We start from the raw sequence: 15,111 nt of genomic DNA on the forward strand, positions 1-15,111 counted from the left end.
ATGTCGAGGGCGGGATATACCACCATTTCGCAGTGACGGGTGCGCTTACGTCGAATTCCGATACGGAGAGGGAAATCGGGGCACACTCGGACCCCATGTGCGAAGACCGACCGAAAGACGTTCGAGGCGAGGCAAACCGATGGATGGTCCGACCACCATGTCGGCCGACGGCGCGAACTCCGGCGGGAACGGCCGGGAGGGGGGCTGGTTCGGTCGCAGCCCGGGAGACACCCCGGGCGGTCCGGCACCCACCCCCCAGGCACCGCCCACCAGGCCCGCGAAGGCCACCGGGCCCTCCGCGCCCTCGGCGCCCGTAGACCCCGCGCCGCCGATGCCGAGCGCACCCGTCGCACCGCAGACGCAGAGCGCACCGAGTACGCCGAGCGCACCGTCCGTGCCCGGGCAGCGGACCGCACCCTCCGCGCCGTTCCGGGCGTTCGGATCCTCCCCCGCCGCGGCCCCCGAGGACACGTCCGACGCCGCGCTGCTGCGCCGTACCCTCGCCGAGATCGAGCCGATCGCCGACAAGGTCACCTCGCACTTCTACGCCCTGCTCTTCCTCAAGCACCCCGACCTGCGCGCCCTGTTCCCCGCCGCGATGGACACCCAGCGGGACCGGCTCTTCACGGCGCTGCTCACCGCCGCGACGCACGTGGACGACGCCGCCACCCTCACCGCGTACCTCTCCGGGCTCGGTCGCGGCCACCGGAAGTACGGCACGCTCCCGGAGCACTACCCGGCCGTCGGCGAGGCCCTGCTCGGCGCCCTCTCCCAGTACGCCACCGAGACCTGGGGGCCGAAGACCGAAGCGGCCTGGGTGGGCGCCTACACCGCGATATCCCAGATCATGATCGACGCGGCGGCCGAGGACGAACTTCGCGCCCCCGCCTGGTGGCAGGCGGAGGTGGTCGCCCATGAGATGCGCACCCGCGACATCGCCGTGGTGACGGTCCGGCCCGACCAGCCGTACCCCTTCCTCGCCGGCCAGTACACCTCGGTGGAGACGCCGTGGTGGCCGCGCGTCTGGCGGCACTACTCCTTCGCCTCCGCGCCTCGCTCCGACGGACTGCTCTCCTTCCACGTCAAGGCCGTGCCGGCGGGATGGGTCTCCAACGCCCTCGTGCACCGGGCCCGTCCGGGGCACGTGATCCGGCTCGGCGCGCCCGCGGGATCCATGACCGTCGACCACACCACGGACAACGGTCTGCTCTGCCTCGGCGGCGGCACCGGGATCGCCCCCATCAAGGCACTGGTCGAGGACGTCGCCCAGCACGGCAGACGCCGTTCCGTGCAGGTCTTCTACGGCGCCCGCCGCGACCACGACCTGTACGACATCGACACCATGCTCCGGATGCAGCAGTCGCACCCCTGGCTCTCCGTCCGTCCCGTCGTCGACGACGCGGCAGGCGGCGAGCTGTGCGGCCAACTGCCCGACGCCGTCTGTCAGTACGGGCCGTGGCACACCTACGACGCCTATCTCTCCGGCCCGCCTGGCATGATCCGGCTCGGCGTCGACACCCTGGTCGGCATCGGCATCCCGACCCACCGCATACGGCACGACTCCATCGAGGAACTGGTCGGGGCAAGGAATTGAGCACTTTCGAACACACCGGCTACCGGCAGCCGACACCGGTGCGCTCCGTCCGCCCGGGGAGCGACGGCGAGCATCTCGTCCAGCAGCGCATGGGCACCACCGAGCGGGCCGACAGGTTCTACGCCGACCAGGTCCTCGAGCGGCTCAACACCCGCATGCGGGAGTTCGTGGCGCGCCAGGAGATGTTCTTCCTGGCCACCGCCGACCGGCACGGCGAGTGCGACAACACCTTCCGGGCCGGCCCGCCCGGCTTCCTCCACGTCGTGGACGACCGGACCCTCGCGTACCCGGAGTACCGGGGCAACGGAGTGCAGGCCAGCCTCGGCAACATCGAGGAGAACCCCCATGTCGGCATCCTCATGATGGACTTCGTCCGGGACCGCATCGGGCTCCACGTCAACGGCCGGGCCCGGGTCGTGCCGGACGAGGTCATGCGCCGCGCCCACGAGGCTCTCCCGTACGACTCCGTCCCGGGCCGCCGCGCCCAGGTCTGGGTCGAGGTCGCCGTGGAGGAGGCGTACATCCACTGCGCCAAGCACATCCCCCATCTGCAGAAGGTGCCCCGGGACGGGAACGGACGCGCCTGGGGGACGGACGACGTGAAGCGCAAGGGCGGGGACTTCTTCGGCGCCGCGGCAGAAGCGCCGGCGCGCGGTCCGTTCCTGCCCCCGCCGCGCGCGGACGCCGCGACCTGGCGGGCGGAGGCGGAGAGGGTCCTGCTGGAGGCTGAGCAGCGCCGGACGGCCGACGAGGCGGACGTGTTCACGGGCTGGTTCGACAGGAAGGTGACCGTCTGACCGTCCCGTCCCCGACGGCGCGCCGCGCTCCGTACCCCCATTCGGACTCCACCCGCCCGTGTACACGCGGCGGAGGCCGCCGAGCGGCTTACGGTGGGCCGATGCGACCTGTTCCTCGATGGGCTCTGGTGTCGTCGGGGTGTGCCCCTGTCGTGCTGGTCAGCGGCTGGATGCTCGCGGCCCATCTGGAGGGGCCCGCCTACGATCCCGTCACCCAGAACATCAGCGTGCTCGGGGCTTACGGGTCCAAGGGCTTCTGGGTGATGACCGGAGCGCTCCTCGCGCTGGGTGTCTGTCACCTGTTCACCGCCTGGGGGCTCCGCCCCGCCGCGCTCGCCGGTCGGGTGGCGCTGGCGGCCGGCGGTGTGGCGGCCTTCGTCGTGACGATGCTCCCGGCGCCCAGCAGCGGCGGGTCCCTGGAGCACGGTTCGGTCGCCGTCGTCGGCTTCGTCCTGCTGGCGGTGTGGCCGGTCCTGGCCGCCGTCCGGACCCCGGCCGCGCCCTGGGGGCTGCGGCTCGCACCCTCGATCGCGGCGACCGTCCTGATGGGCGTCGCCGCTGCCTGGTACCTGATCGAGACGGAGCGTCAGGGGGCTCCGGGTGTCGCCGAACGGCTGGTGACCTGCATGCAGTCGGTGTGGCCTTTCGTCGTCGTCGCCTCCTGTGTCGCCTTCCGGGACCTGAGCGGCGCACGGACGACAGTGGACGCGCGGAGCGACGAGGACCACTCCTTGCCCGACTGAACCACACGCCCCGAAAGGGAAGTTACAGCGGTCCGTAGAGCGGTCGGTGTTCACATCACTGAATTTCGCGACGGCTCGAACCTTGTCAGCCGAACGGACGGCGCCCTATCGTCGCACGGCAGAAAGCGCTTTCTCTCGCACGGGACACCCGGCGGAGGTGACCGACGAGTCGCCTCCGATCCGGCATGCGACGACGCGTGCCGAAGACGAATGGGAGACGAGAATGGGACGAGCAGTCGCACCACGACTCGGCGCGGCGCTGGCCGCAGCGGCGATGGTGGCGGCGGGTGCCACGGCGCTGTCGGCGCCGGAGGCATCGGCGGCCGCCGGCGGCGCCACCGGCTATGCGACCCAGAACGGCGGGACCACCGGAGGTGCGGGCGGGCAGACCGTACGCGCCACCACGGGGACCGCGATCCACGCGGCGCTCTGCGCCCGCCCCGCCACGAGCACCCCCCTGGTCATCGAGGTCGAGGGAACGATCGACCACGGCAACACCGCCAAGGTGTCGGGCGCCGGCTGCAACACCGCGGACGGGGTGATCGAGCTCAAGCAGATCAGCAACGTCACGATCGTCGGCGTCGGAGCCGGTGCGGTCTTCGATCAACTCGGCATCCACATACGTGAATCCAGCAACATCATCATCCAGAACGTGACCGTACGGAACGTCAAGAAGTCGGGCTCGCCCGTCTCCAACGGCGGCGACGCCATCGGCATGGAGAGCGACGTCCGCAACGTGTGGGTCGACCACGTCAGCCTGGAGGCGTCCGGCGGGGAGTCGGAGGGGTTCGACGGCCTCTTCGACATGAAGGACGGCACCCAGTACGTGACCCTCTCCTACAGCACCCTGCGCAACTCCGGCCGCGGCGGCCTCGTGGGCTCCAGCGAGAGCGATCTGTCGAACGGCTTCATCACGTACCACCACAACCTGTACGAGAACATCGACTCCCGCGCACCCCTGCTGCGCGGCGGGACGGCGCACATCTACAACAACCACTACGTGAGCCTCAACGAGTCCGGCATCAACTCCCGGGCCGGGGCACGCGCCAAGGTGGACAACAACTACTTCGAGGACTCCAAGGACGTCCTCGGCACCTTCTACACGGATGCGGCCGGCTACTGGCAGGTCGGCGGGAACGTCTTCGACAACGTGACCTGGTCGAGTCCCGGCACCGACAACAACCCCGCCGGCCCCAACCCGCAGTCCAACACGACGGTCGCGATCCCCTACGCGTACAGCCTCGACGACGCGAGCTGCGTACCGGACGTCGTGAGCCGGACGGCCGGCGCGAACAACGGCCTGCGGGTCTCCGACGGCAGCTGCTCCCCGCAGACACCGGCGCCGACCACCCCGCAGCCGAACCCGACCACCCCGCAGCCGACCACCCCGGCTCCCACGACCCCCGCCCCGACCCCGACCGCGCCCGCCGGGACCAACCTCTCTCTCGGGGCGGGCTCCGACGGATCCGGCAAGGCGGACGGCACGAGCTACGGGAACGTGCGGGACGGCGACCTGAGCACGTACTGGTCACCGGCCGGCCCGACCGGCGCCGTCTCGATCAAGTGGGGCTCGGCGACCACCGTGTCCCGGATCGTCGTACGGGAGGCGACCGGCTCGGCCGGCGCCATCGGCTCCTGGCGGGTCCTCGACGGCGACACCGGAGCGGTCCTGACGTCCGGCAGCGGGGCGGGCGTCATCACCTTCCCCGCGACCTCGCTGAAGAAGGTCACCTTCGAGATCACCGGCTCCACCGCCACCCCGAGAGTCGCCGAGTTCGAGACCTACGCGTCGTAGTCGGTACGCACGCGGCGAGGCCCAGCCGCCGTCCCGCCGAGGCTCACCCGCCCGGCGGGGCGTCCCAGGCCTTCGCCAGCCCCTCCAACCAGACGGGAGGGAGCTCCACCCGGTCCCACTCCTCCCGCAGCGCCTCGGGCGCCGAGACGAGGCGCTCCAGTACGGCGACGCTGCTGGGGGAGTGGAGGAGGGAGTAGCGGCCGTGGATCGAGACGTCGCTGCCGGGGCCGTACTCCGCGTAGAGCCGGCTCAGCCGCTCGCTCCAGGAATCGGCGAACGCGTCCAGATGCCCGGCGTACCCCGCCCGGTCCGCGGTGCTCATCGTGCCGAGGACGGCGACGAGGACGTCCTCCGACACCTCCGGGTCGAGGTCGGAGACATGCGTGAACGCGAGGTAGAGCGGGGTCACGGCCACCTTCGCCCGCTCCACGTCCACCCCCGCGACCGGGGGGTGGACGTGTGCCGTCTCCTCCGGTCCCTCGGCGCCGCCCGGCTCGTCGGAGCCGAGCGCCCGCCGCAGCGCGCGCTCGGTGGCGCGCAGGAGCGCCTCGTCGACGGCCCGGGCGCCGTCGAGCCAGCCGAGGCGGAACCGCTCTCCCCGGTCCTCGGGAGGGCTCGACACGACCCGGGTGACCTCACCGTGGGTCTCCGCGAGGGCACCGGCCTCCACGAGGGCGATCAGCCGCCCCGTCTCGTCCTCGGGCACGCCCGTGCGGGCGAGGAGCCCGAGGAGGGTCGTCCTCGCGTTCCTGACATCGGCCTCGTTCGGAAGGGTGGCCGTGGGGACGTCTGTCGCTCCGTGCGACGGCGGCTGTTCCGAGTTCATGGTCACCATGCTGCCTGACGGCCGTCACGCGCCGACTCCTGATCGCTGGAGTCGGCGCGTGAAGGTGTGGTGTCCCGGCGGATCGCGGTCCCGGCCGGGCCACGGTCTCAGCTGAGCGTCAGCGGCGTACCCGGCGCGAGTTCGGCCGCGATGCGCTCGGCGACGACCTCGGCCGTGTTGCCGGCGGGCGTGTCCGCGGTCTTGGTCGTGGAGACGGCGATGGCGAGACGCTCCGAGGGCAGGTACGCCTGGATCGCGGCGTAGCCGGAGAACGACGGGTTCTGGACCAGCCAGGTGTTGGCCACGATGACGCCGAGCCCGAAGTGCCAGCCCTCGGTCTGCGGCAGACAGATCGTCGCGGGGCAGGTGGCGGTCCCGCCGCCCAGGCCGACCGTGCCCGGATTGACGAAGGTGCGGTACGAGCGGGGCGAGAGCAGCTCACCGGCGCCGATGGCGCGCGCGGAACGGGCCAGATCGCAGATGTCGGTGGTGATGACCGCCCCGGGCGCCGTCGTCCACGAGGGGTTCCAGAAGGTGGACTCCTCGTAGAGACCGCGGTCGGAGGTGAAGGCGTGCAGGACGGGGTCGGGGATGTCCGGGGTGAAGTTGTTCCGCGTGTTGCGCAGCCCGAGGGGGCGCCAGATCCGCTCCTCCAGGAGCCTGTCGATCCGGGTGCCGGTGATCTTCTCCAGGGCGATGCTCAGGAGCAGGTAGTTGGCGTGGGAGTAGCTCCAACTGGTGCCCGGCTCGTACCAGAACGAGTGGCTGAAGGGGTACGCGAGGAGCTCCTGCGGGGTCCACTGGCGGAACGGATGCGACCCCAGCTCGGCGCCGAACGCCGGGTCGGTGACGTAGTCGTGGAGGCCGCTGGTGTTGGTGGCCAGCATCCGCAGGGTGATCCGGTCCGCCTTCGGTACGAAGGGCAGCCAGCGCTCCACGGTGTCGTCCAGACGGACCCTCCGCTCCTCCACCAACTGGAGGAGGGCGGTGCCGATGTGGGCGAAGGCCACGGAGCCGGCGCGGAAGTGCATGTCCGGCCGGGCCGGGACGCCGGTCATGGACTCGCCGAGCGCGTCGGTGACGACCTCGCGTCCGCCGACGGTGACCCGCAGCTCCACGGAGTTCAGCTTGAGGTCGTCCTTGGCCCTGCGGGCGATGTCCAGGACCTCACGCCCCGGCCCGTCGAGGGGGCGTGCGGTCCTCGCGCAGTCCCGCCCGCCGGGGCCGCCGGGCCCTTCGGCGAGCGCAGGTGCGACAGCGGTGGTCTGGACCGTGACGGCGAGGAGAGCCGCGCAGAGCAGGGCCGCCCGGCGGGCACGCGCCCGGACGGGCGCGCGTGTGGGGGAGGGGGTGCGTGTCATGAACCGCACTATGGAGGGAGCCCGGCGGGAAGGCGGCCGAACACTCCGGGGACGGTCCGAGACCCGCCCATGTGGGGCAGGGACACGGCGCCGCAGTACCCCCGGAGTACCGTACGGGACCCGCCCCCGGCGCGCACCCGGGGGCGTCCTGGAGCACGGCCCCTGCCCCCCGGTGGTCCCGGGGGCCGGGCCCCCCGCCCGTGGGCGCGGAGCCCGGCCGACCGCGCGGGTCTACCAGATCGCCTCGACCCATTCCGGGTGGTCGATGAACGGATTGCGGTTGCCCTGGTAGGTGCCGAAGATGATGTCGTTGCGGCGCTCCTCGAAGGCGCTCGGCGGGTCCTGCTCGTTCCACTGCTTCAGGACCGAGAGCCGGCCGTGCCAGGGCACGCTGCCGTTGGACGTCGACTCGTTCGGCTCCAGGTCCGCCCAGGCGTCGTCGCCCTCGTAGCGGACGGCCATGTAGAGGATCATGCGGGCCACGTCGCCCTTGTCCGCGTTGCGCGGCTCGAAGGAGTTGGAGTCGGTGTAGCTGCCGGGCGCGCCGCTGACCGCGCTGCCGCCGTTGTCGAAGTCCTTGTTGCCGCGGATGCTGTTGACCTGGACGTCCGCAGCGCGCAGGTGGTGGAGGTCGGTACCGGGGCCGGCCGAGGTGCCGAAGCTGCCGTGGGACTGGGCCCAGACGTGCTCACGGTTCCAGTCGCCCACGTCGCCGCCGTTGAGGCTCTTGCTGCGCGAGGTGCCGCTGTACAGCAGGATCACGTTGGCGCTGTTGTTCGGGTCCTGGTCCGTGACCTTGAGCGCGTTCCAGACCGCGTCGTACGAGATCCTGCTCTGGCTGCCGATGATCGTGTGCAGCGAGGACTTCAGGCTCGTACCGGTCTTGCCGATCGCGTTCTTGTAGTACGTGCTGTCGTACGCCGTGGTGGTGGCGCTCGCCGGGGTCGCGGCGACCGCCGGGAGGGTGAGACCGATGAGGACCGCGGATATGGTCGCGGCCACAGCCTTCCATCTGCCGTTGGGCACAAAGGACATGGGGGGACCTTTCGGGGGGATGGGGACACGCATGGCGTGGGGCTTCGGCTCAACAGGGGCGTGATCTACGCGTGTTGAATCTCCGCCAGCGGGAGCGTGCCACGGGGCGGTGGCCGAATGTGTAACCCCGAGAAGGCTTTTCCGTGACGTTCTCGCATACGGCGGCCGCCGGCGGCCCGGTACCTCCGAAGATCACTTCCGAACGGTGATCGGTATCGTGAGGAGTCCGGGCTCCCGCACGGGGAGACAGTGGTGCGAACCGCCCCCGGCGCGAGGACGGATGGTGTGCTGTGAAGCGATCCAAGGGCGGATCACGGGCGGTCGGCGGTTCCTGTGCCGCGACCGTGTGTGTCATCGGTGCGGGTCCGTCGGGCCTGGCGACCGCACACGCGCTCGCGGGTCGTGGCATCGACTTCGTCTGCCTGGAGCAGGCGTCGGACGTCGGCGGCATGTGGCGGCGGCCGGGGGCGGGCGAGCCCGGTCCGGGCTACCGGTCGCTGCACCTGAACAGTTCCAAACAGCTCACCGCCTATGCCGACTTCCCGATGCCGGACGCGTTCCCGCTGTACCCCGGGCATGCCGACGTCGCCGCCTATCTGCGCTCGTTCGCCGAGTGGGCCGGTCTCCTCGACCGGGTGGAACTGCGCACCGAGGTGCTCGCCGTACGCCCGGACGGGGACGGCGCCTGGACGGTCACCAGCCGGGATGCCGGGGGAGAGGTGACGGAGAGGCGCTTCGCGCATGTGGTCGTCGCGTCGGGCCACAACACCGAGGCCCTTCCGCCGAACCCCCTCCCGCCGGGTTCCGACTCCTTCGCCGGATCGGTTCTCCACTCCATGGACTACAGCGACGGCAGCGACTTCGCGGGACGACGGGTCGTCGTCGTGGGCATGGGGGCCTCGGGTGTCGACATCGCCGCGGATCTCTCCCGGCACGCCGCGCGGACGTCACTGTCCATCCGCCGCGCGCTGCACATCGTGCCCAAGCAGCTCTTCGGCATGTCCGTGGACCTGATCGCCGACGCCCCGTGGTGGGGTGAGATGACGATGTCCGAGAAGCGCGCCTTCATCGGACAGGCGCTGCTCGTGGCCCGTGGCCGGCTCTCGGACTACGGCCTCCCGGAGCCCGACCATCCGCTCTTCTCCTCGGCGGTCACCATCTCCGACGAGATACTCAGCCTCATCCGGCACGGCGGGGTGATCCCCCGGCCGGAGATCGAGTCCCTGGACGGCGACCGGGTGATCTTCACCGACGGAACCGAGGAGGAGGCGGACGCGATCGTCTACTGCACCGGCTTCCGGATGGCCTTCCCCTTCCTGCCGGCGGGATGCCCCACGGACGGGCCGAACGGACAGGTCCGGCTGTACCGGCGCATGGTCCCGGCCGGCCTCCCCGGCCTGTACTTCGTCGGCCTGATCCGTCCGGTGGGTTCGATCACCCGTCTGGTGGAGGCCCAGGCGCGCTGGGTGGCGCGGGCCGTGGACGGCGACGAGCCCCTGCCGGCCGAGGACGTCATGCGCGAGGAGGTCGACACGTATCTGAAGGGCGTCGAAGAGCGCTACGGCACCAGCCAGGGCGCCTCCGTCCAGGTGGACATCCCGGCCTATCTGCGCGAGTTGCGCGAGCCCCAGGACGCGTAGCACCGCAGGGGCGTACGAGGCTCAGCCGGCGGCTCGCGTCCGCTCGGCCGGCGAGGCCGCGACGGCCGGCGGCCTGACCTCGTACGCCTCGGAGGAGATGTACGCCGTCACCCTCGTCGGCCGGCCCTCCTGGTGGGCGAGCCCCACGTACGCGACGAGCCCCACGCCGTCCCGCAGGCGTCGCGGGGTCACGGCGGAGAGCGAGCGCAGGAGCGGGGCGGAGTCGATGCCGTACCGGTCGAGGACCGCCAGCGCCCGGTCGAGGGACTCCCCGTCGTGCCGGGCGTAGTCGCGGACCGGGATGTAGAGCGTGAAGCCGCTCGGCCGGCCGGTCGCCGTCTCGGTGAAGGCGTGACAGGACTGCACGGGGCGCAGGTCGAGCCGTGGGCCCCGCCCCCCTCCGCCCTCGGCCCCGTCGGCGTCATGGCCGGCCATCGTACGGAAGAACGACGCGATCTCCGCCCGGCCGGGCCCGCCGTTCACACGGGACAGACGCGCGGCGTCCGGGGCCGACAGATCGTGGTGCGCGAGGTAGACCTTCACCCGGGGCTCATCCCAGTCGCCGAGGTCCAGGGCGAAGAACAGATGGCGGTCACCCTCCGGCAGAGCCGCGAAGGCCCGCCGGTGGCCGAGTCGGCTCAGGGCCTCCCGCACCGTACCGGCGGAACGTTCCTGCCCGGACGCCGCCGGGTTCAGGTACACCTTCACCCTGGGCCTCCCACCGGGGACCATCTCCAGCGCGCACCAGAGTGCGAACGGGCCCTGCGGGTCGGGCGGGAAGAACAGGTCCTCCAGCTGGTCGAGACGACCGGTGTCGAAGCCCCAGCGCCGCCCCATCGCACGGACGGTCTCCAGACCGGTGCGACCGTTCCGCGCCAGGCCGGGGGCGCCGCACCCCGGTTCGAGGACGACGCGCAGCGTGGGCGCGGCGCCCGGTGTGAAGGCGAGCGAGAACTCCACCGGAGTGTGATCGTCCGAGAGGAACGAGTCGTCGGGGGACGGCAGATCGAGCGAGCGCTCCCCGACCGGCCCCAGCGCGGTCAGCAGCGTGCGGGCGTACGACGCGGCGTCGGACCCGCTCAACCCGGCGGCCCCGCACAGCCGCAGGAGCTGCCGCGCCGTGTGACCGCCGAGCGTCTCCGCGTCGCGCGGGAGGCCGTAAGCAGATACCCGCCCGGAGGGGCGGGTATCGAGGGGATCGACCGCGCTGGGTCTGTACGGAACACCGGCATCGACGGATATGTGTTCCAACAGATCTCTCCTCATGAGCACGCCGGGAATATTCGGCGTGCTCACTACCCCGGCGCCGGATCGGTCATGCGAGGGGGCGGAGATGAACCGGAGTGGCGTCCGTCACTTCGCCAGCCAGTTGAGGAACTGGCTCCACATTCCCCCGCGTTCGCGCCTGCGCCCCGTCTCGTGCTGGCCCGTGCCCGGGTGCGCCGACGTGTCGGGGTGGGGCTGCGTGTCGTTCCGGCGCGCGGTCTCGACCGGCGTGAAACGGGCGGGCAGCGTGGCGAGACCCCGGTTGAACGGCCCCGGGCGCCAGGTGAGGCTCTCCTCCGGCACCGCGAGTTCGACGTCGGGGAGCTGGTTGAGAAGGTTCTCGATGGCGATGACGGTGATCTGCCGGGCGGGGTCCTTGGACGGGCACGCGTGCGGGCCCGCGCTCCATGCCAGATGGGCCCGGTTGCTTCCGGACTCGCGCGCGGCCGTCAGGGCCGGCCCGGTGTTGGCAGCCGCGAAACTGACCAGCATGAGGTCGCCCGCCTGCAGTTTCTGCCCGGCGAACTCCATGTCGTGGGCCGGATAGTGCGGGGCGAGGTTCGGCATGGGCGGGTTCTCCCACAGCGTGTCGTCGATCGCCTCGTCGATCAGCCCGCCACGGTGGGCGTACGCGTCATGGGTGAGCAGCCGGTGCAGGGTGTTGCCGATGAGGTTCCGCAGCGGCTCGTTGCCCGCCACCAGCAGCACGGCGAGCTGATGGATCATCTCCTCGTCGGTCAGCCTCGCCTCGTGCGCCAGCAGCCAGGAGGTGACGTCCTCGCCCGGCCTGGCGCGCTTCAGCGTGATGAGCTCGCCGACGGCGCCCCACAGCACCTCGACGGCACGTTCGGCGTTCACACCGTCGAACATGCCGTTGATGCCGAACAGCATCCGGTCGCCGATGTCGGCGGGGCAGCCGAAGAGTTCGTTGAAGACGAGGAGCGGCAGCTGCTTGGCGTAGTCGCCCAGCAGGTCGGCGGAGCCGCGGGCGGCGAACTGGGAGACGAGGTACGCGGAGACCTGCTCCGTGGTCCGGCTGAGCTTGCGCGCGTCGATCCGGGCCATGCTGTCGGTGACCGCCTGGCGCAGCCGCAGATGCTCGGCGCCGTCGCTGAACATGCAGTTGGGCCGGTACGCGAGCACGGGCACGACCGGGTTGTCCGGGCCGATGAGCCCCTCGTCGAGGTGCCGCCAGCGGCGCGCGTCCTTGCGGAAGGAGCCCGAGTCCTGGAGCAGTTGCAGCGCGGTCGCGTAGTCCGTGACGAGGGTGGCCTCCACCCCGGGAGCGAGCTCCACGGGCGCGGTCGGACCGAAGTGGCGCAGGTAGGCGTAGTACGCCTGCGGATCGGCCTGGAACTCCGGCCCGTACAGCGGTACCCGGCCGCCGTCGGCGTGCGCGGGGCACCCGGGCGGGGGTACGGGTGCGGTGGAACGAGCGTCCATGATTTCTCTCAGCTTCTAGTGAGCCCGGTCCAGCAGGTAGCGGACGAGGGTGATCAGCGCGTCGGCGGACGACTTCTCGTCGCGCGCGTCGCAGGTGACGACCGGGGTGTCGTCGAGCAGGTCCAACGCCTCGCGCAGCGCCCGCTCCTCGCGGTCCTGCGTGCCGTCGAAGTGGTTGACGGCGATGGCGTAGTCGAGGCCGTACTGCTCGATCAGATCGATGACGGCGAAGGAGTCGGCGAGCCGCTCGGGGTCGACGAGCACCAGGGCCCCGAGCGCGCCGCGGGCCATGTCCTCCCACATCTGCACGAAGCGCTGCTGACCGGGCGTCCCGAACAGGTACAGCACCACGCGTTCGCTGATGGTCAGCCGTCCGAAGTCCATGGCCACCGTGGTGGTGGTCTTGCTCCGGACCCCCTTGAGGTCGTCGTACGACTCCCCGGCGCGGGTCATCGTCTCCTCGGTGGTCAGCGGAGGGATCTCCGAGATCGCACCGATGAAGGTGGTCTTGCCCACGGCGAAGTGACCGACGACGAGGATCTTCACGGCGGTCTGTGTCGCTCCGCCGCGCACATAGGCCTGCTCATCCAAACTTGGCGCGGAGCCCATTCAGGACCTCCTCGAGAATGTCTCGGTCCGCGAGCGCGGCACGCTGCACGGGTGGGCGGGTGATGAGGTAGCCGCCCTCGTCGAGGGCGGAGAGCAGGATCCTCACCACCCCGATGGGCAGCCGCGTGTGGCCCGCGACCTCGGCGACCGAGAGGTAGCCGGCGGTGCACAGGTCCAGCAGGCTCTGCTCCTCGGGAGAGAGACGCGTCGGGCGCCGCCGCTGCCCCTCCTCGGCCGCGGTGACCAGGGTGACCAGCGACAGCTGTGCCTCGTCCGGCAGACCGCGGCCCTTGGTGATGACGTACGGGCGGACTAACTCCGCCGCCTCGGGGCCCAGTTCGTCGAAGCCGCTCATGAGCGGACCCCGAGGTTCTCGCGCGGCGGTGTCGTCAGCGCCTTGCCCAGCTGGCCGACGAGCTGCTGCATCCGGAACGTGATGTCCTGCATGTCGACGTCCGGCGAGGCCGAGACGCCGAGGTACGCGCCCTCTCCCGCGGAGATCAGGAAGACCCAGCCGCCGTCGAACTCGACCAGCGTCTGGCGCCACTGCAGGCGCCCCTCCTGGACGAAGAACCCGAGCGAGCGGCTGAGCGACTGCATGCCGCTCATGGCGGCGGCGACCGTGTCCGCGTTGTCCTTCCCGAAGTCCCTCGTCCGGGCCATCAGCAGACCGTCGGCGGAGACCAGGACGGCGTGCAGCGCCCCCGGTATCTCCAAGGCACTGTCAAGCATCCATGACAGATCGTCGTTCACGAGATCTCAGGCCCTTCGCTGCTCGCATCACGTGTGCTGATCGTCTGGTCCGCCGCGTCCGGGCGCGTGGCCCGACCGGACTGGGTGCCCCGCTGGAAGGCGCCCATGATCGCCGCGGTCTCCGCTCCGGAGCGGGTGGCGGCGGGTGCGGGCGCCTGGGTGCCGCTCACGATGGCCATCGGCCGCTTGCGACGGCGCCGCGGCAGACCGTCGTCGGTCGTGGACGCGGTGACCGCGGGCGTCGGACCGCTCGGGTCGGTCACGGCGACGGCCGGGACGGACGGCGCCGGGGCCTTCTTCTCGGGCATGCCGGTGAGCATCTCGTGCGGCAGGAGGAGGACGGCACGGACACCTCCGTAGGGGGAGCTGGAGTCCACGGACACCTCGAATCCGAAGCGTTCACAGAGCACGCCGATGACGGCGAAACCGAACTGCGGCGGGCTGCCGAGGCCGGAGACGCCGGAGACGCGCTCGCTCGTGAGGAGTTTCGCGGCACGGGCCCGCTCCTCGTCGTTCATACCGACACCGGCGTCGTCGACGACGATGCAGATGCCCTTGGGCACGGTACGGATATTGATCTCGACGACGGTGTCGGGGCTCGAATAGCTGGTGGCGTTGTCGAGCAGCTCGGCGAGAGCGAGTGCCACCGGTTCGACGGCCCGGCTGGTGATTCCGAAGTCGACCTGCGACAGGATCTCGACCCGGCGGTAGTGCCGGATCCTTCCCTGGGCGCTGCGGACCACGTCGTACACCGACGCGACGTCACGCTGCCGTCCCAGCCAGCCGTCGCAGAGGACGGCGATGGACTGGGCGCGCCGGCCGAACTGGGAGTTGGTGTGGTCGATCTCCAGAAGGTCGTGGAGAATGACGGAATCGCCGTACTTGTTCTGCAGACCCGAGATGACCAACTGCTGCTCGGCGGCGAGGCCCTGGAGCGTCCGCATGGCGGACTTGAGGACCGTCTTCGTCGAGTCCTGGGCCCTCTCCTTCTCGTCCTCGACGGACTTCGAGTAACTGTTCTCCAACTCGGCGTAGTGGGCCTTGAGCTCCGTGGTCTCCTGTCGTAAAGTCCGTATCGCTTTGCGCTGGCGAACGATTACGGCCACAGCGCCGAGCACGGCGATCAGGAGGACCCAGAGTGCTGGGTTCTGTGCGTAAGACGTCATAAGGCTCTCTTCAGGCGACTGACGGTCAGTTGCTGAATTCCGTCAATACGGGTGGACCGGCGGACCGTCCGTACCGGGGTGCG

General features: G+C 70.9%; 14 protein-coding genes. 5 read left to right on the forward strand and 9 right to left on the reverse strand.

Translation table 11 applies throughout. The features are described from left to right. Window positions 1–139 precede the first annotated feature (139 nt). The 4 genes from ACZ3IJ_RS02825 to ACZ3IJ_RS02840 all read left to right on the forward strand — a co-directional run bounded on the left by ACZ3IJ_RS02825 (window position 140) and on the right by ACZ3IJ_RS02840 (window position 4,929). Window positions 140–1,594 (forward strand): globin domain-containing protein, encoded by a 1,455-nt coding sequence (locus tag ACZ3IJ_RS02825; protein WP_467465859.1) that lies wholly within the window; start codon window positions 140–142, stop codon window positions 1,592–1,594. Continuing rightward, complete coding sequence (locus tag ACZ3IJ_RS02830) at window positions 1,591–2,391, forward strand: pyridoxamine 5'-phosphate oxidase family protein (protein ID WP_467465860.1); 801 nt, start codon at window positions 1,591–1,593, stop codon at window positions 2,389–2,391. Before ACZ3IJ_RS02825 ends, ACZ3IJ_RS02830 begins: the two co-directional genes overlap by 4 nt. Before the next feature lie 101 nt (window positions 2,392–2,492). After that, window positions 2,493–3,134, forward strand: a complete 642-nt coding sequence (locus ACZ3IJ_RS02835; protein WP_467465861.1) for a DUF998 domain-containing protein — start codon at window positions 2,493–2,495, stop codon at window positions 3,132–3,134. A 223-nt stretch (window positions 3,135–3,357) separates the two neighbouring features. Continuing rightward, window positions 3,358–4,929: a pectate lyase family protein gene (locus ACZ3IJ_RS02840; protein WP_467465862.1), complete on the forward strand. Its 1,572-nt coding sequence runs from the start codon at window positions 3,358–3,360 to the stop codon at window positions 4,927–4,929. A gap of 43 nt (window positions 4,930–4,972) precedes the next feature. Here ACZ3IJ_RS02840 and ACZ3IJ_RS02845 read toward each other — a convergent pair whose 3' ends face one another. From ACZ3IJ_RS02845 to ACZ3IJ_RS02855, 3 genes are all read right to left on the reverse strand, one after another. Next, window positions 4,973–5,755: a hypothetical protein gene (locus tag ACZ3IJ_RS02845; RefSeq protein WP_467465864.1), complete on the reverse strand. Its 783-nt coding sequence runs from the start codon at window positions 5,753–5,755 to the stop codon at window positions 4,973–4,975. A gap of 107 nt (window positions 5,756–5,862) precedes the next feature. Further along, window positions 5,863–7,116, reverse strand: coding sequence for a serine hydrolase domain-containing protein (locus tag ACZ3IJ_RS02850; protein WP_467465865.1), 1,254 nt, complete (start codon window positions 7,114–7,116; stop codon window positions 5,863–5,865). 231 nt (window positions 7,117–7,347) lie between these two features. Continuing rightward, window positions 7,348–8,151: an endonuclease I family protein gene (locus ACZ3IJ_RS02855; protein WP_391796303.1), complete on the reverse strand. Its 804-nt coding sequence runs from the start codon at window positions 8,149–8,151 to the stop codon at window positions 7,348–7,350. Window positions 8,152–8,441: 290 nt separating this feature from the next. Here ACZ3IJ_RS02855 and ACZ3IJ_RS02860 point away from each other — a divergent pair, with 290 nt between their 5' ends. Beyond that, window positions 8,442–9,791 (forward strand): flavin-containing monooxygenase, encoded by a 1,350-nt coding sequence (locus ACZ3IJ_RS02860; protein WP_467465866.1) that lies wholly within the window; start codon window positions 8,442–8,444, stop codon window positions 9,789–9,791. Window positions 9,792–9,812: 21 nt separating this feature from the next. Here the strand turns inward: ACZ3IJ_RS02860 and ACZ3IJ_RS02865 are convergent, their stop codons facing one another. From ACZ3IJ_RS02865 to ACZ3IJ_RS02890, 6 genes are all read right to left on the reverse strand, one after another. Continuing rightward, complete coding sequence (locus ACZ3IJ_RS02865) at window positions 9,813–11,042, reverse strand: tryptophan dimethylallyltransferase family protein (RefSeq protein WP_467465868.1); 1,230 nt, start codon at window positions 11,040–11,042, stop codon at window positions 9,813–9,815. 102 nt (window positions 11,043–11,144) lie between these two features. Then, window positions 11,145–12,500: a cytochrome P450 gene (locus ACZ3IJ_RS02870; RefSeq protein WP_467465869.1), complete on the reverse strand. Its 1,356-nt coding sequence runs from the start codon at window positions 12,498–12,500 to the stop codon at window positions 11,145–11,147. Window positions 12,501–12,515: 15 nt separating this feature from the next. Further along, the gene (locus tag ACZ3IJ_RS02875) at window positions 12,516–13,109 is read right to left on the reverse strand and encodes a GTP-binding protein (protein WP_391796299.1); all 594 of its coding nucleotides are present in this window, start codon (window positions 13,107–13,109) and stop codon (window positions 12,516–12,518) included. Next, the gene (locus ACZ3IJ_RS02880) at window positions 13,084–13,464 is read right to left on the reverse strand and encodes a DUF742 domain-containing protein (protein WP_467465872.1); all 381 of its coding nucleotides are present in this window, start codon (window positions 13,462–13,464) and stop codon (window positions 13,084–13,086) included. The genes ACZ3IJ_RS02875 and ACZ3IJ_RS02880 overlap by 26 nt, the downstream gene beginning before the upstream one ends. Beyond that, on the reverse strand, window positions 13,461–13,862 hold the full coding sequence (locus tag ACZ3IJ_RS02885; protein WP_352188906.1) for a roadblock/LC7 domain-containing protein: 402 nt from the start codon (window positions 13,860–13,862) through the stop codon (window positions 13,461–13,463). Before ACZ3IJ_RS02885 ends, ACZ3IJ_RS02880 begins: the two co-directional genes overlap by 4 nt. Further along, window positions 13,859–15,028, reverse strand: coding sequence for an ATP-binding protein (locus tag ACZ3IJ_RS02890; protein ID WP_467465873.1), 1,170 nt, complete (start codon window positions 15,026–15,028; stop codon window positions 13,859–13,861). Before ACZ3IJ_RS02890 ends, ACZ3IJ_RS02885 begins: the two co-directional genes overlap by 4 nt. Window positions 15,029–15,111: the final 83 nt, after the last annotated feature.

The sequence above is a fragment of the Streptomyces sp. NPDC013317 genome, assembly GCF_055563155.1.